Annotated in this window: 14 protein-coding genes; 13 read left to right on the top strand and 1 reads right to left on the bottom strand. The window is 63.5% G+C overall.

The window, feature by feature from the left end; all coding sequences use genetic code 11:
- The 7 genes from ACT67G_RS05115 to argF form a co-directional block, all read left to right on the top strand.
- A partial coding sequence (locus tag ACT67G_RS05115) for an argininosuccinate synthase (protein ID WP_443663285.1) occupies positions 1–1,074 on the top strand: 1,074 nt, incomplete at its 5' end.
- Between the two features lie 279 nt (positions 1,075–1,353).
- Positions 1,354–2,736, top strand: coding sequence for an argininosuccinate lyase (gene argH, locus ACT67G_RS05110; RefSeq protein WP_443663284.1), 1,383 nt, complete (start codon positions 1,354–1,356; stop codon positions 2,734–2,736).
- Between the two features lie 18 nt (positions 2,737–2,754).
- Positions 2,755–3,684 carry an N-acetyl-gamma-glutamyl-phosphate reductase gene (gene argC / locus ACT67G_RS05105; RefSeq protein ID WP_443663282.1) on the top strand — a complete coding sequence of 310 codons (930 nt, stop codon included), beginning with the start codon at positions 2,755–2,757 and terminating at the stop codon, positions 3,682–3,684.
- Positions 3,685–3,755: 71 nt separating this feature from the next.
- Positions 3,756–4,982 (top strand): bifunctional glutamate N-acetyltransferase/amino-acid acetyltransferase ArgJ, encoded by a 1,227-nt coding sequence (gene argJ / locus ACT67G_RS05100; protein ID WP_443663281.1) that lies wholly within the window; start codon positions 3,756–3,758, stop codon positions 4,980–4,982.
- A gap of 57 nt (positions 4,983–5,039) precedes the next feature.
- The gene (gene argB / locus ACT67G_RS05095) at positions 5,040–5,900 is read left to right on the top strand and encodes an acetylglutamate kinase (protein WP_443663280.1); all 861 of its coding nucleotides are present in this window, start codon (positions 5,040–5,042) and stop codon (positions 5,898–5,900) included.
- Positions 5,901–5,936: 36 nt separating this feature from the next.
- Positions 5,937–7,112 (top strand): aspartate aminotransferase family protein, encoded by a 1,176-nt coding sequence (locus ACT67G_RS05090; protein ID WP_443663278.1) that lies wholly within the window; start codon positions 5,937–5,939, stop codon positions 7,110–7,112.
- 182 nt (positions 7,113–7,294) lie between these two features.
- Positions 7,295–8,278 carry an ornithine carbamoyltransferase gene (gene argF, locus ACT67G_RS05085; protein ID WP_443663277.1) on the top strand — a complete coding sequence of 328 codons (984 nt, stop codon included), beginning with the start codon at positions 7,295–7,297 and terminating at the stop codon, positions 8,276–8,278.
- A gap of 62 nt (positions 8,279–8,340) precedes the next feature.
- On the opposite strand, the gene ACT67G_RS05080 is transcribed toward argF, so the two are convergent.
- Complete coding sequence (locus tag ACT67G_RS05080; RefSeq protein WP_443663276.1) at positions 8,341–9,651, bottom strand: helix-turn-helix domain-containing protein; 1,311 nt, start codon at positions 9,649–9,651, stop codon at positions 8,341–8,343.
- Positions 9,652–9,901: 250 nt separating this feature from the next.
- Between ACT67G_RS05080 and malQ the strand changes: the two genes are divergently transcribed.
- The 6 genes from malQ (at position 9,902) to ACT67G_RS05050 (ending at position 15,650) form a co-directional block, all read left to right on the top strand.
- Positions 9,902–11,413 carry a 4-alpha-glucanotransferase gene (gene malQ, locus ACT67G_RS05075; RefSeq protein WP_443663274.1) on the top strand — a complete coding sequence of 504 codons (1,512 nt, stop codon included), beginning with the start codon at positions 9,902–9,904 and terminating at the stop codon, positions 11,411–11,413.
- A gap of 414 nt (positions 11,414–11,827) precedes the next feature.
- Positions 11,828–12,085, top strand: coding sequence for a TM1266 family iron-only hydrogenase system putative regulator (locus tag ACT67G_RS05070; RefSeq protein ID WP_443663272.1), 258 nt, complete (start codon positions 11,828–11,830; stop codon positions 12,083–12,085).
- Between the two features lie 38 nt (positions 12,086–12,123).
- The gene (locus tag ACT67G_RS05065) at positions 12,124–13,182 is read left to right on the top strand and encodes an ABC transporter substrate-binding protein (protein ID WP_443663270.1); all 1,059 of its coding nucleotides are present in this window, start codon (positions 12,124–12,126) and stop codon (positions 13,180–13,182) included.
- Positions 13,183–13,225: 43 nt separating this feature from the next.
- On the top strand, positions 13,226–13,993 hold the full coding sequence (locus ACT67G_RS05060) for an ABC transporter permease (protein WP_443663269.1): 768 nt from the start codon (positions 13,226–13,228) through the stop codon (positions 13,991–13,993).
- Positions 13,990–14,565: an ATP-binding cassette domain-containing protein gene (locus ACT67G_RS05055; RefSeq protein ID WP_443663267.1), complete on the top strand. Its 576-nt coding sequence runs from the start codon at positions 13,990–13,992 to the stop codon at positions 14,563–14,565. The genes ACT67G_RS05060 and ACT67G_RS05055 overlap by 4 nt, the downstream gene beginning before the upstream one ends.
- Before the next feature lie 245 nt (positions 14,566–14,810).
- Complete coding sequence (locus ACT67G_RS05050; protein WP_443663265.1) at positions 14,811–15,650, top strand: DegV family protein; 840 nt, start codon at positions 14,811–14,813, stop codon at positions 15,648–15,650.
- Positions 15,651–15,708 lie beyond the last annotated feature (58 nt).

The raw sequence follows: 15,708 nt of genomic DNA, 5'->3' as shown, positions 1-15,708 counted from the left end.
GGCCTGGAGGAGAAGGCCATCAAGACCGGCGCCTCCAAGCTGTATGTGGCGGATCTGGTGGACGAGATGGTGGACGATGTCATCATCCCCTCCATGATGATGGGAGCCAAGTACGAGGAGTACCTGCTGGGTACCGCCTTTGCCCGGCCCGTCATCGCCAAGAAGCTGGTGGAGATCGCCAAGGCCGAAGGTGCCGACGCCATCGCCCACGGCTGCACCGGCAAGGGCAACGACCAGGTGCGTTTCGAACTGGCCATCAAGCGCTTCGCTCCCGAAATGACCATCATCGCCCCCTGGAGAGAGTGGGACATCAAGGGCCGTGACGAAGAGATCGACTACGCCGAGGCCCACCACGTGCCCCTGAAGATCTCCCGGGAGACCAATTACTCCAAGGACAAGAACCTCTGGCACCTCTCTCACGAGGGCCTGGATCTGGAGGATCCCGCCAACGAGCCCCAGTACGACAAGCCCGGCTTCCTGGAGATGGGCGTCTCTCCGGCCATGGCCCCCGACAAGGCCACCTATGTGACGCTGGACTTTGAAAAGGGCTGGCCCGTGGCCATTGACGGCGAGAAGATGAAGGCCAGCGCCATCATCGAAAAGCTCAATGCCCTGGGCGGCGCCAACGGCATCGGCCTGCTGGATATCGTGGAAAACCGGCTGGTGGGCATGAAGGACCGGGGCGTCTATGAAACCCCGGGCGGCACCATCCTCTACAAGGCCCACGAGATCCTGGAGATGATCACCATCGACAAGGACACCAAGCACATGAAGAGCAAGCTGGCGGTGGACTTTGCGGATCTGGTGTACAACGGCAAGTGGTTCACTCCCCTGCGGGAGGCCCTCACTGCCTTCGCTGTGGAGACCCAGAAGCACGTCACCGGCACCGTGAAGCTCAAGCTCTACAAGGGCAACATCATCACCGCCTCCGTCACCTCTCCCGAGTCTCTGTACTCCGAGAAGCTGGTGACCTTCAACGAGAGCGACTACGATCAGACCAACGCCACCGGCTTCATCAACCTCTGGGGCCTGCCCGATACCGTGCTGGCTCTCCGGGAAGAGGGAAAGCTGTAAGAGAGAACCTAGGAGGGGAGCAGGCTCCCCTCCTAACCACCCCACACACCAGTGACATCGGTCACTGGTGTGCGCGCCCCAAGGACGCGCGGGTCGGGGTATTTTCGCCACGTACAGAAGGTGAATTGCCCCGCAGGGGCAAGAGAAGCCCCTCTGGAGGGCGCCGCGGCGAAAATGATTCCAAAACCCGGCGGGGGAAATCTAAAACACAACCATAAAACCACAGGAGCGGGGCGGAGAGGAATCTTCGTCCCGCCTCCTGGATGAAAGGACACTGCTATGAAACTCTGGTCCGGGCGGTTCGGCAAGGATACCGACGCCCTTGTCAACGACTTCAACGCCTCCATCCAGTTTGACCAGCGGCTCTACAAGGAGGATATCACCGGCTCCATGGCCCACGCCAAGATGCTGGGGGCCACGGGCATCATCTCCGCCGCCGACGCAGAGGCCATCGTGGCGGGACTCCAGTCCATCCTGGCTGATATCGAGGCAGGGAAGGTGGAATTCACCGCTGACAACGAGGATATCCACATGAATGTGGAGGCCCTCCTCACGCAGCGGATCGGGGACGCGGGAAAGCGCCTCCACACCGGCCGCTCCCGGAACGACCAGGTGGCCCTGGACTTCCGGATGTACGTCCGGGAGAAGATCCCCGTCATCGTGGAGCAGCTCCTGGAGCTGGAGGCGGTGCTCTGCCGCCAGGCCAAGAAGTACCAGACCGCCGTCATGCCCGGCTACACCCACCTCCAGCGGGCCCAGCCCATCTCCTTTGCCCAGCACCTCATGGCCTACGCCGCCATGCTGGGCCGGGACGTCACCCGGCTGGAGGACTGCCGTGAGCGGCTGAACCTCTGCCCCCTGGGCTCCGGCGCCCTGGCAGGCACCACCTATCCCATCGACCGCTTCATGACCGCCCGGGACCTGGGCTTTGCCGGCCCCATGGGCAACTCCCTGGACGGGGTCTCCGACCGGGACTACGCATTGGAGTTTTTGAGCGCCCTCTCCATCCTCATGATGCACCTCTCCCGCTTTTCCGAGGAGGTCATCCTCTGGTGCAGCTGGGAGTTCAAGTTCATCGAGCTGGACGATGCCTACGCCACCGGCTCCTCCATCATGCCCCAGAAGAAGAACCCGGACGTTGCCGAGCTGGTGCGGGGCAAGACGGGACGAGTCTACGGCAATCTCATGAGCCTCCTCACCGCCATGAAGGGTCTGCCCCTTGCCTACAACAAGGATATGCAGGAGGACAAGGAGCCGGTCTTTGACGCGGTGGACACCGTGGAGATGTGCCTGCCCGTCTTTGCCGCCATGCTGGATACCATGACCGTCCGCACCGACAACATGCGCAAGGCGGCGGGCCACGGCTTCATCAACGCCACGGACTGCGCCGACTACCTCACCAAAAAGGGCATGCCCTTCCGGGATGCCTACACCGTCACCGGCCACCTGGTGGCCCAGTGTACGGCGGCGGGGAAGACGCTGGAGGAGCTGACCCTCCCGGAGCTGAAAGCTGCCTCCGACCTCTTTGAGGAGGACGTCTACGATGCCCTGAACCTGGAGAACTGCATGGCCCTCCGGGCAAGCTACGGCGGCCCCGCCGTGGCGGAGACCACCCGCCAGATCGCGGAGATGGAGGCCTTCATCCAGGCCCACACCAAATAAATAAGGGAGATGTTCCCATTGAAACCCAAGGTTTATATCGACGGCAAGGAGGGCACCACCGGCCTCCAAATCTATGACCGCCTGGCAAAGCGGGAGGACCTTACCCTGCTCCTCATCGACGAGGACAAGCGCAAGGACCCCGCGGAGCGCAAAAAGCTCATGGATGCCTCGGACATCGTCTTTTTGTGCCTGCCCGATGCGGCGGCCATCGAAGCGGTAGCCCTGGTGGAAAACCCCAATACCGCCATCATCGACGCCTCCACCGCCCACCGCACGGCCCCCGGCTGGGTCTACGGCTTCCCGGAGCTCAAAGCCGGGCAGCGTGAAGCCATCGCCAAGGCCAAGCGGGTGGCCAACCCCGGCTGCCACGCCACGGGCTTTATCTCTGTGGTGTACCCTCTGGTAGCAGCGGGACTGCTGCCCCCGGACGCGGATCTTTCCTGCTTCTCCCTCACCGGCTACTCCGGCGGCGGTAAGAAGATGATCGCCCAGTACGAGGCGGCGGACCGTCCGGCGGAGCTGGCAAGCCCCTGCCCCTACGGCCTGGGCCAGACCCACAAGCACCTGCCGGAGATGCAGACCATCTGCGGCCTTGAGAAGCCGCCGGTGTTCGTCCCGGTGGTGGACGACTACTACAAGGGCATGGCCACCACCGTCATGCTCCACACAGGGCAGATGAAAGGCGTCACCTCTCTCCATCAGGTGTGGGAGGCCTACGCCGCCCACTACGCCGGGCAGCAGATGGTGAAGGTGGCCCCGGAGGGTGCCGCCAAGCTGTACGCCGGCGTCAAGGCCGGGGACAACGACCTCCAAATCGTGGTGGCAGGCAACGATGAATCCTTTACCGTGACGGCCCTGTTCGATAACCTGGGCAAGGGTGCCTCCGGCGCCGCTGTCCAGAACATGAACATTATGCTGGGGCTGGAGGAGACCACCAGCCTCCTCTGATCCCGGTTCCCACAACTTTTACCCCATCCACCGGCGGCCACAGGCCCCGGCCAAGAAATAAGGAGGAACTTATGCTCAAGTTTATCGACGGCGGCGTCTGCGCCGCTCAGGGCTTCCGGGCCGCGGGCATCCATGTGGGCGTCAAGACCCATGCGACCTGGAAAAAGGACGTGGCTCTCATCGTCTCCGACGTGGAGTGCGCGGCGGCGGGCGTGTTCACCAAGAACGTGGTAAAGTCCGCTCCCATTCATGTGACGAAAGCCCACCTGGTAAACGGCAAGGCCCGGGCAGTGATCGCCAACAGCGGCAACGCCAACGCCTGCGCCCCCCAGGGAGAGGAGAACGCGGAGAAGATGTGCGCGGCGGCGGCCAAGGCCATCGGCTGCGCCCCGGAGGACATGGTGGTGGCCTCCACCGGCGTCATCGGCCAGACCCTCAACATCTCCGTTATCGAGGAGGGCATGCCCGCCCTGTATGCAGCCCTGGCCCGCTCCGACGAGGCCAGCGACGCCGCGGCCCACGCCATCATGACCACGGACACCGTGAAAAAGGAAGTGGCGGTGGAGACCGTCATCGGCGGCAAGACCGTCCGGATGGGCGGCATCGCCAAGGGCTCCGGCATGATCCACCCCAACATGGGCACCATGCTCTGCTTCCTCACCACCGACTGCGCCATCTCCCCGGAGATGATCAAGACGGCCCTCCTGGAGACGGTGAACGTCAGCTTCAACCGCATCAGCGTGGACGGGGACACCTCCACCAACGATACCTGCTGCGTCCTGGCCAACGGCCTGGCAGGCAACGCCCTCATTACGGAAAAGGGCGAAGATTACGATGCCTTCCTGGAGGCTCTCCAGGCATTGTGCGTGACCCTTGCCAAGAAGATGGCCTCCGACGGCGAGGGCGCCCGGCACCTCCTCACCTGCACCGTCTCCGGCGCCAAGGAGGAAGCACAGGCGGAGACCATCGCCAAGAGCGTCATCTCCTCCACCCTCACCAAGGCCGCCATCTTCGGCGCCGACGCCAACTGGGGCCGGGTGCTGTGCGCCATGGGCTACTCCGGGGCGGACTTCGACCCGGAGACCGTGGATGTCTCCTTTGCCAGCGCGGCGGGGGAGATCGCCGTGTGTCAGCAGGGCCGTGGCCTTCCCTTTGACGAGGACTTGGCCAAGAAGATCCTCACGGAGCACGACGTGGAGATCCTGGTGGACCTCCACAGCGGCAGCGCCCAGTGCACCTGCTGGGGCTGCGACATCACCTACGATTACATCAAGATCAACGGGGACTACCGTACCTGAGACCCATCCTTCCGGGACGACGCGTCCCCATCTCAACCAACTAAGGAGCTGATTCCCATGTCCTCCCACGCACAGCAGGCCCAGACCCTGGTGGAGGCCCTGCCCTATATTCAAAAATTCACCGGCAAGACCATCGTCATCAAATACGGCGGCAACGCCATGGTTTCCGACGAGCTGCGAAAAGCCGTCATGAGCGACATCATCCTGCTCTCCCTGGTGGGCATCCGGGTGGTGGTGGTCCACGGCGGCGGGCCGGAGATTTCCGCCATGCTGAAAAAGATCGGCCACGAGTCCCACTTTGTGGATGGCCTGCGCTACACCGACGAGGAGACCATGGATGTGGTGCAGAGCGTGCTGTGCGGCAAGGTCAACAAGAACCTGGTGGCGCAGCTCAACCGGCTGGGAGGCCAGGCGGTGGGCCTGTGCGGCCTGGACGGGCAGCTGTTCCAGGCGGTGCAGCTGGATGAGAAGTACGGCCTGGTGGGCAAGATCACCGGCGTGAACCCGGAGCCGGTGGAAAACGCCCTGATGACCGGCTACATCCCGGTGGTGTCCACCGTGGCCCAGGGCACCGACGCCGACACTGCCTACAACATCAACGCCGACACCGCCGCCGCCAAGCTGGCGGAGGCCCTTCACGCGGAGAAGCTGATCCTCCTGACGGACGTCCGGGGCCTTTTGCAGGATCCCCGGGACGAGGACACCCTCATCCACGTGGTCCACACCTACGAAGTGCCGGGCCTGGTGGCCCGGGGGATCATCTCCGGGGGTATGATCCCCAAGATGGAGTGCTGCGTGGACGCCATCAACGGCGGCGTGGAGCGGGTCCACATCCTGGACGGCCGCATCCCCCACTCCATTTTGATCGAGCTGCTCTCCGACCGGGGCATCGGCACCATGCTCCAGCAGGAAAAATAAGGCGTTTGCCGCGCCCTAATCAACGAGGAGGATATTATGACCAGTGAAGCCATCAAGGCCCTGACGGGCCAGTACATCATGAATACCTACGGCCGCTTCCCGGTGGCCATCGACCACGGCGAGGGCGCCACCCTCTACGACCCCGAGGGCAACGCCTACATCGACTTTGCCAGCGGCATCGGCGTCACGTCCCTGGGCTACGGCGACCCCAAGTGGGTGGAGGCCATCACCGCCCAGGCCAAGAAGCTGGGGCATGTCTCCAACATCTTCTACACGGAACCCGCCGCCCGCCTGGCGGAGATCCTCTGCAAGCGCACCGGCGAGAGCTGCGTCTTTTTCGCCAACGGCGGCGGCGAGGCCAACGAGGGCATGATCAAGCTGGCGAGAAAGTACAGCTTTGATAAGTACGGCAAGGGCCGCGCCACCATCGTCACGCTGAAAAACTCCTTCCACGGCCGCACCATCACCACCCTCATGGCCACCGGCCAGGAGGTGTTCCACAACTACTTCTTCCCCTTCACCGAGGGCTTCCGCTACGCGCCGGCCAACGACCTTGCCGCCCTGGAGGATCAGGGCGGGGACGTGTGCGCCGTGATGATGGAGCTCATCCAGGGCGAGGGCGGCGTGCTGCCTCTGGATAAGACTTATGTCCAGGCGGTGGCCAAGCTGTGCGCCCAGCGGGACTGGCTGCTGCTGGTGGACGAGGTGCAAAGCGGCGTGGGCCGCACCGGCAGCCTCTTCGCCTTCCAGCAGTACGGCGTTTTGCCGGACGTGGTGTCTTTCGCCAAGGGCATCGCCGGGGGCCTTCCCATGAGCGGCATCATGGCCAATGAGAAGTGCCGCAACGTCCTGGGCCCCGGCATGCACGCCACCACTTTCGGTGCCAACCCCGTCTGCGCCGCCGCGGGTCTGGTGGTGCAGGAGACCCTCACCGACGCCTTTTTGGAGGACGTCCAGGCCAAGGGCACCTACCTGCGCAACCGCATCGAGGACATGAAGCTCCCCTGCCTGGGCAAGACCCGGGGTATGGGCCTCATGATCGGCGTGGAGGTCAAGGATGGCTGGACCAACAAGGACCTGGCGAGTAAGCTCATTGAAAACGGACTGCTGGTGCTCACCGCCGGGCCGGGTCTGCGTCTGCTGCCGCCTCTGGTGATCTCCAAGGAGGAGATGGACGCGGGCCTTGCCATCATGGAAAAGACCCTCCGCTGAAGGAACAAGAGAGATCCCCTCTTCTCTCTTCGGGCATGGCGCCTCGGGAAGCGCCTACCCTAACCATAAGAATAACCATTGCTTTTACCATTACTCTTACTATAACGGGAAGATTTTGCAAAATCCTCCCGGCTTCAACAGGCGCCCACGGCGCCGCAAATCTGATGAAATGAGGATGACCTATGGAAAACCACACCCATTTCCTGAAGCTCCTGGACTTCACCCCCGCTGAGATCAACCAGTTCCTGGACACCGCCGCGGACCTGAAGGCCAAGAAGAAGGCGGGCATCCCCCACCGCTACCTGGAGGGGAAGAACGTTGCCCTGATTTTTGAGAAGACCTCCACCCGCACCCGCTGCGCCTTTGAGGTGGCCGCCCAGGATCTGGGCATGGGATCCACCTACCTGGGGCCCACCGGTTCCCAGATCGGCGTTAAGGAGTCCATTGCCGACACCGCCCGGGTCCTGGGCCGCATGTACGACGGCATCGAGTACCGGGGCTTCGGCCAGGAGATCGTGGAGGAGCTGGCCAAGTACGCCGGGGTGCCCGTGTTCAACGGCCTGACCAACGAGTTCCATCCCACCCAGATTTTGGCGGACTTTCTCACCATCCGGGAGCACTTCGGCAAGCTCCAGGGGGTGAAGCTGGTGTACCTGGGGGACGCCCGGTATAACATGGGCAACTCCCTGATGGTGGGCTGTGCCAAGATGGGCATGTACTTTGTGGCCTGCGCCCCCAAGGCGTATTTCCCGGATCAGGCCCTCATCGACACTTGCCAGGCTATCGCCGCCGAGACCGGCGCCGTGCTGGAGTTCATCGAGGATCCCATGACCGCCACCAAGGGAGCCGACGTCCTCTACACCGACGTGTGGGTCTCCATGGGCGAGCCGGTGGAGGTTTGGGCGGAGCGCATCGCGGCCCTGGCCCCCTATCAGGTGACCAAGGCCCTGATGGACAACGCCGGCCCCCAATGCCGCTTCATGCACTGCCTGCCCGCCTACCACGACCACAAGACCAAGGTGGGCAAGGAAATGGGCGAGAAGTTCGGCCGGGAGGCCATGGAGGTCACCGACGAGGTCTTTGAGAGTGCGCAGTCCATCGTCTTTGACGAGGCGGAAAACCGCATGCACACCATCAAGGCCGTGATGTACGAGCTGATGAAGTAAGCTCCAAACATCAAGGGAGCCGCCCCTCAAAAGAGGGGCGGCTCTTTTCGATTCCGCCGGGACTATACGGCCTGGCCCGGAACCCAGTCCGGCGAAACGTCGATGGGCTGGGGCATGTCGGGGGAAAAGCCGTCAGAAAAGCAGCAGGCCTCCAGCACCGTCCAGGTGGTCTGGCCGTGGTCATCGGTGATTCGCACCGCCGCCACCAGGGTGTCGCCCTTCTCCAGAGTGCACGCTGTCTCGAAATCCTGCTCATTGTAAATGTAGGCATAGCCCTGATCCCGATACAGGTCTACCGCCCACGGCATGGGGAGCACCTGCTCCGGCTCCGTTTCCTGGTTTCGGTACAGGCACAGGTCCACCGCTGTGGGGAGCAGATTTATACCGGGATCCGGCTCGATGTGGAGATTCAGTGCCCCAAATGACACCTTCCCCGTGCCCTGGTACCGCGTCATATCCCAGCTGCCGCCCACGCGAAGCTGGAAGGCTCCGGGCAGACAGTCGTGCAGGATCTCAAAGGGGCTGGAGCGGGTGGTGCCGCTGCTGGTGAGGGCCGCGGAAAGGGTGATTTCCGGGTCCGTGGGCAGGACCCAGTTTGCTGCCGTGAAAGTCCCATCTTGCCGGACGGCCTCCGTCTGGAACTGCCGCCCGTCGGAGAGAATGGCGGTAAAAGAAGCGGTGGTGTCCTCCGTCCACTCCTTGGGTACGACAGACACCGTCAGAGTCACGGTGCTTGCCTCTAAATCAAAATCCGTGACCTTTGTGTCATAATTGGAGATAATATTATCCTTTTTGTCCAATATATTACTGATTTGACCGGTAACCTGGCCGGTGAGATCGGACAGCTGCTGGCTGACCTGGCTTTGGACATCTGCCATCTGGAACCGGAGATCGTCCATTTGCCTGTCCAGGGCAATCAGCCGATTTCCCGCCAGTGCCAGTCCCAGCACCAAAAGGCATCCCGCTGCGCCCACGGCGATTTTCCGCCTCCGGCTCCACCGGGGCCGGGCCGCCGCCAGATACTTTTCCGCGATGGCCTCCGCCGCCGCCAGCTCGCGCTCCGTCAGCTCCCCGGCGAGGGAGGGGGTGGTGTCCTCCGGTCCTCCGGCGTCCCCGCGTTCCTCCGGCGGGGCGGGCTCGCCCTGGCCGGGGACCTCCGCGGTCGGCTCCACCCCCAGCAGGGCGCCGATGGTGACGCCGAAGATCCGGCTCATGGCGATGAGGTTTTCCAGCTCCGGCACGGCGGCGTCCGATTCCCACTTGCTGACCGCCTGCCGGGAGACCCCCAGCCGCTCTCCCAGGGCCTCCTGAGAGAGGCCGGCGGCCTTGCGGCCCGCCTGGATGCGGCCGCCCAGGGTGTTGGTGTTGTCCATGGTCGTCTCCTCCTTTGCCCTCAGCATAGCAGGGATTGGCCCAAACCGCTACCACCGGTGGGTTTCTCTTTGTCAACCGGCAGTTGCGGAACTTTTTTCTCAGCATAACACAGATCTTTGCGGAAGAAAAGGAGAGACAAACTGCCGCAAATCCGCAGAAATTTACGAAAAACAAGAAAAATAACTAAAAGAAAGAAGGATAATACGCCAGCTTTTGTGCGGCTTGACAAAATCTGGCCGGTTGCATACAATGGTAACGTCTAGTAAAGAAAAGAGGAGAGCAGAGCATATGGAACGTGCAGCCGGCATTCTCATGCCGATTTTTTCCCTGCCCGGCCCCTACGGGATCGGGACGGTGGGCCGGGAGGCCCGGGCCTTTGCGGATTTCCTTGCCGCCGCCGGACAGCGCTGGTGGCAGATTTTGCCGGTGGGGCCCACGGGAGCCGGGGATTCCCCCTATACCAGTGAGTCCACCTTTGCCGGAAACCCCTTTTTCATCGACCCGGACCTGCTGGCCCGGCGGGGAATGCTGACAGAGGCGGAGCTCTCTGCCGCCCGGCTGCCCCAGGGGGCGGCCATCGACTACGCTGCTGTGCGGCAGAGCCGGGAAACCCTGCTGCGCCAGGCCTTTGACCGCGTCAGCGGTGAGGAGGCCCAGGCGGTGCGGGAGTTTACAGAGCGGAATCCCTGGCTGAAAGAATACGCGTTGTATCGGGCTCTGAAGACCCGATTCGGCGACGCCGCCTGGTTCCAGTGGCCGGATGAGGCCCTGCGCCGTCACGAGACGGCGGCGGTGGAGCACTGGCGGGTGGAGCTGGCGGAGGACATCGCCTACCACAGCTGCGTGCAGTATTGGTTCTTCACCCAGTGGGCGGACTTCAAGTCCTATGTCAATGGAAAGGGCGTCAAGCTCATGGGGGACCTGCCCATCTACGTCTCCCTGGACAGTGCCGACGTATGGGCGGAGCGCAAGGAGTTTTTGCTGGACGGGGCGGGCCGCCCGGCCAAGGTGGCGGGCGTTCCCCCGGACTACTTCTCAGAGGACGGCCAGCTCTGGGGCAATCCCCTCTACAACTGGAGTGCCATGAAGGCCGACGGCTTCGGCTGGTGGATCCGCCGGGTGGAGGGTGCCTCCCGCCTGGTGGACGCGGTGCGTATTGACCACTTCCGGGGGCTGGAGAGCTACTGGGCCGTTCCCGCCGGATCCGCCACTGCCAAAACCGGTCAGTGGGAGAAGGGCCCCGGCATGGCCCTTTTGGGGGTCCTCACCGGCTGGTTTCCCCAGATCACCTTTGTAGCGGAGGACTTAGGCATCCTCACCGACGATGTCCACCGGCTGCGGGAGGAGTCCGGGCTTCCCGGCATGAAGGTGCTGGAGTTTGCCTTCTCCGGCCCCGACAACGCCTACCTTCCCCACCATTATCAACCCCACTGCATCTGCTACACCGGTACCCACGACAACGACACCGCCCTGGGCTGGTATGCCCATGCCTCCGACGCTGAGCGGGCCTTTGCCCAGCGGTACCTGGGAGTTTCCGGGGCGGAGGATGTGCGCCGGGCCCTGCTGCGGCTGGGCCAGGGGAGCGTGGCGGAGCTGTTCGTGGCCCAGATGCAGGACTATCTGGGCCTGGGCAGCGAGGCGCGGATCAACGTCCCCGGCGTGGCGGAGGGCAACTGGCGCTGGCGCATGGCCTCCGGCGCGGTGTCTCCGGCCCTGGCGGGGGAGATCCGGGACCTGACGGCCGCTTACAGCCGCTGCTGAGAACAGACGAGATTCTAAGACGGAGGCGGAAGCCTCCGTCGCAGCCTGCCGAAGACAGGCTGCGCAAGTTTTTTGGAACTCCAAAAAACTTATGATTCAAAACGAGAGGAACCCTTCCTGGGTTCCTCTCGTAACTCTCTTCCTTCCCGTCGCGCAGGATACCTTGGGTACCAGACAGTCTGATTTCTTTTTCGTTGACGGCGGCGGGAGGGCATGGTATACTCTTGCCGTCCCCGGGAAGAAGTTCTGACCGGCGGACATATCTATCACGGATTCCACCGGTCTGACCGGCCCGGGCCTGTCCCGGCCGCAAGAGGGGGGAGCACAGGCGCGGGAGGCCCGCGTCGACTTCGTGCTGCGCGCCCTTCGCCAAACCGGCGGAGGGCGTTTTTTGGCACCCGGAAGGAGGCAGACATGGCAACACGGGTGGCCGTCATGGCCGTCATCGTGAAAAACCCCGACTCCGTGGCGCAGCTCAACGGCCTGCTCCACCAGTACAGCAGCTATATCGTGGGCCGCATGGGGGTGCCTTACCACCAGCGGGGGGTGAGCATTATCTCCGTGGCCATGGACGCCCCCATGGACGTTATCTCCGCCCTGTCGGGCAAAGTGGGACGGCTGCCGGGCATCACCGCCAAGACGGTGTACGCCCCGGAGGAGGCCCTGTCCTGAGGGCGGGAGCAACAAAACCAGAAAGAGAGGAACCAACTATGAAACTGTGGAAGAAAGCCGGCGCCCTGGTGCTGGCCCTGGCATTGACCCTGGCCCTAGCCTCTTGCGGCCAGCAGGAGACCCAGACCCAAGAGACGGAGGAGACACCGGCAGCTCATTACAATGTAGCGGCTCTGAAGGGCCCCACCGCTATGGGCCTGGTGAAGCTCATGCACGACGCCGAGGAGAAGAGCGGGCAGATGCTGGATTCCAGCGAGCCTTATGAAGGAGAGGTAGGGAATCTTTACACCTTCACCCTGGCGGCTTCCGCCGACGAGGTGAGCCCCAAGCTCATGCAGGGAGAGCTGGACATCGCCTGCGTTCCCGCCAACCTGGCGGCGGTGCTGTACCAGAAGACCGGCGGAGAGATCGTGACCCTGGGCATCAACACCCTGGGCGTCCTCTATATCGTGGAAAACGGCAACGCCGTGACCTCCATGGCGGACCTGGCGGGGAAGACCATCGTGGCTTCCGGCAAGGGCAGCACCCCGGAGTATGCTCTGCGCTATTTGCTGCGGGAGAACGGCGTGGATCCCGACGGCGGCGTGGTCATCGACTGGAAGAGCGAGCACTCTGAGTGCGTCAGCGCCCTGGCCACCGGAGCGGCCACCATTGCCATGCTACCCCAGCCCTTTGTCACCGTGGCCCAGAGCAAGCTCCAGGATCTGCGGGTGGCCTTGGATCTGACGGAGGAGTGGGACGCCCTGGACAACGGCTCTGCCCTCCTCACCGGCGTGGTGGTGGCCCGGAAGGACGTGGTGGAGGAAAACCCCGCCGCCATTGACGCCTTCCTGGCGGACTATGCCCAGAGTGTGGAGTGGGTCAACGCCAACACCGCTGACGCCGCCGCCCTCATCGGGGACTACGGCATCGTGGACGCGGCAGTGGCGGAGAAGGCCCTGCCTGCCTGCAACATCGTGTGCATCACCGGGGCGGAGATGAAGGAGAAGCTCTCCGGCTATCTCCAGGTCCTCTTTGAGGAGGATCCTTCCTCCGTGGGTGCCCAGGCCGGAGACGACGCGGGCCTTCCCGGGGACGATTTCTATTACGGGGCGTAAAGATCAGAGGCAATTATACAAAATGGCAAGGAGGTGACCGCCCATGAGACGGAAAAACGGCCGCCTGCGGCTGTGGGCGGTGGCCTTCTGGCTGCTGGTGTGGCAGGGGGGCAGCATGGCCCTGGCCGCCACCACCGGGGGAAAGATGCTGCTGCTGGCCTCCCCCCTCAGCGCCCTTTGGCGGCTTTTGCAGCTGGCGGGGACGGCGGGTTTCTGGCAGGCAGTCGCTGCATCGGCGGGGCGGATCCTGGGGGGCTTTCTCCTCTCCTGCCTGCTGGCGGTGGTGTGCGGCGGGCTCTCCGTCCGGTTCCGGCGGGTGGGGGAGCTGCTTGCTCCCCTGGTGGCGGCGGTGAAGGCGGTACCGGTGGTGTCCTTCATCATTCTGACGTTGATCTTTTTTGACGCCCGGAACCTCTCGGTGTTCATCGCGGGGCTCATGGTGTTTCCGCCGGTGTACCTGAACGTCCGCGCTGGCATCGCCGGGGCTGACCGGCAGCTGCTGGAGATGGCCCGGGTGTTCCGGGTGCCCTGGCGCCGGATGGTGTGGAATGTATATGTCCCGGCGGCGCTGCCATACTTCCGCTCCGCCACTGCCCTGGGCCTGGGCCTTTGCTGGAAGTCCGGCATCGCGGCGGAGGTCATCGGCCTTCCGGCAGGCACCATAGGGGAGCGGCTCTACACCGCCAAAATCTACTTTGAGACCCCGGACCTCTTCGCCTGGACCGCCGTCATCGTGGCGGTGTCCGTGGGATTTGAAAAGCTCTTTCTGGCAGGTGTGGATGCCTTGGGCAGAAAGGCGGGGGCGTCATGAAGATCCAGGTACGCAATCTCACCAAGTCCTACGGTGGGAAGACGGTGCTGCAAAACGTCAGCTTCACCGCCGGGGCGGGGGTCACCTGTGTCATGGCCCCCTCCGGCAGCGGCAAGACCACGTTGCTGCGGCTGATCCTGGGGCTGGAGACTCCGGATGGCGGGGAGGTATCCGTCCCTGCCGGATGCCGGTTCGCCGCCGTCTTTCAGGAGGACCGTCTGCTGGAGGGACTGGACGCCCTGGGGAACCTCCGCTTTGTGCTGGGGCCGGCTTTGGAGGAGCCTGCCGCCCGGGCCCTGCTGGAGGAGCTGGGCCTGGGAGACGTGGGCAGCAAGATTGTCCGGGACTACTCCGGCGGTATGAAGCGGCGGCTGGCCCTGGCCCGGGCGCTGCTTGCTCCCAGTGACGTCCTGGTGCTGGACGAGCCCTTTACCGGCCTGGACGGGGACAACCGCCTGCGGGCCCTGGATTGTGTCCGCCGGGCGGCGGAAGACAAGCCCGTCCTGCTGGTGACCCACGATCCCCGGGACGCGGCGGATCTGGGGGCCCGGAGGATAGAACTGGAGAATTGAAAACAAAAAAGCGCCGCGGCGGGCGCTTTTTTGCTGCTTTCTCTGGAAAACAGGTCTTTTGAGCTGGAAGGGAAATGATTCCTCCGCCGGGAGAAAAACCTGTCCGGAATGTGTGGAAATTCCAAAAGAACTGTGCTAAAATAACTGTGTATAGGCATTGCACGCTGAGGGCGCACTTCCCGGGAAGCAGCGCCGCGGCAGAGATTGAGGAGAACGGTCCAAAGGGCCGAGAGGAGTGTTAATCCATGATTAAGATCACCACCGACAGCACCTGTGATCTGCCCAGCAGTCTGCTGGAGAAATATGACATCACCGTGATCCCCCTGGGGATCGTCAAGGCCGGTAAGCTCTACCGGGACGGCGTGGACATCCGCACCGCGGACATTGCTGCCCATGTGGACGCCGGCGGGGAGATCACCACCACCAACGCCGTCAACGCGGCGGATTACGAGACGGTGTTCCGGGAGATGACCGCCAGGTACGACGCTGTGATCCACCTGAACATCGGCATGGGCTTTTCCTCCTGCTACCAGAATGCCAAGCTGGCGGCGGAGGAGGTGCCGGAGGTCTATGTGGTGGACTCCCAGAACCTCTCCGTGGGCCACGGCTGGCTGGTGCTGGCGGCGGCGGAGGCGGCCAAGGACGGCAAGTCCGTGGGGGAGATCCTCTCCCTGCTGGAGGATCTGACGCCCCGGGTGGAGATCAGCTTTGTGCTGGACCGGCTGGACTATATGAAAAAGGGCGGACGCTGCTCCGCCGTCACGGCCCTGGGCGCCAACCTGCTGAAGCTCCACCCCTGCATTGAGGTCATCAGCGGCCGCATGGGCGTCACCAAGAAGTACCGGGGCTCCATGGAGAAGGTAGTGGCGGATTACGTCCGCGACCGGGTGGCCACCCGGACGGATATTGACCGGCATCGGGTGTTCCTGGTGGACAGCTGCCGTACCCCCGGTATCCAGGAGACTGCCCGCCGGGTGCTGGAGGAGTGCGGCCATTTCGACGAGATCATCGAGGCCAAGGCCGGCTGCACCGTCTTCTGCCACTGCGGGCCGGATACCCTGGGCCTGGTGTTCCTGCGGAAATAAACATAATCTTGACCTGTACGGACAATATCGTGCACAAAAAGAAAGATAAGCAGCGGGG

The sequence above is a fragment of the Dysosmobacter sp. genome, assembly GCF_052306735.1.
GTDB lineage: Bacteria > Bacillota > Clostridia > Oscillospirales > Oscillospiraceae > Oscillibacter.
The sequence above is the reverse complement of the archived record's forward strand: the minus strand, read 5'-3'. Positions and strand labels throughout refer to the sequence as shown.

Excerpts from the sequence above, each read along its gene's own strand:
- argH (WP_443663284.1), top strand. The coding sequence starts at position 1,354 with ATGAAACTCTGGTCCGGGCGGTTCGGCAAGGATACCGACGCCCTTGTC.
- argJ (WP_443663281.1), top strand. The coding sequence starts at position 3,756 with ATGCTCAAGTTTATCGACGGCGGCGTCTGCGCCGCTCAGGGCTTCCGG.
- argB (WP_443663280.1), top strand. The coding sequence starts at position 5,040 with ATGTCCTCCCACGCACAGCAGGCCCAGACCCTGGTGGAGGCCCTGCCC.
- ACT67G_RS05090 (WP_443663278.1), top strand. The coding sequence starts at position 5,937 with ATGACCAGTGAAGCCATCAAGGCCCTGACGGGCCAGTACATCATGAAT.
- argF (WP_443663277.1), top strand. The coding sequence starts at position 7,295 with ATGGAAAACCACACCCATTTCCTGAAGCTCCTGGACTTCACCCCCGCT.
- ACT67G_RS05080 (WP_443663276.1), bottom strand. The coding sequence starts at position 9,651 with ATGGACAACACCAACACCCTGGGCGGCCGCATCCAGGCGGGCCGCAAG.
- malQ (WP_443663274.1), top strand. The coding sequence starts at position 9,902 with ATGGTAACGTCTAGTAAAGAAAAGAGGAGAGCAGAGCATATGGAACGT.
- ACT67G_RS05070 (WP_443663272.1), top strand. The coding sequence starts at position 11,828 with ATGGCAACACGGGTGGCCGTCATGGCCGTCATCGTGAAAAACCCCGAC.
- ACT67G_RS05065 (WP_443663270.1), top strand. The coding sequence starts at position 12,124 with ATGAAACTGTGGAAGAAAGCCGGCGCCCTGGTGCTGGCCCTGGCATTG.
- ACT67G_RS05060 (WP_443663269.1), top strand. The coding sequence starts at position 13,226 with ATGAGACGGAAAAACGGCCGCCTGCGGCTGTGGGCGGTGGCCTTCTGG.
- ACT67G_RS05055 (WP_443663267.1), top strand. The coding sequence starts at position 13,990 with ATGAAGATCCAGGTACGCAATCTCACCAAGTCCTACGGTGGGAAGACG.
- ACT67G_RS05050 (WP_443663265.1), top strand. The coding sequence starts at position 14,811 with ATGATTAAGATCACCACCGACAGCACCTGTGATCTGCCCAGCAGTCTG.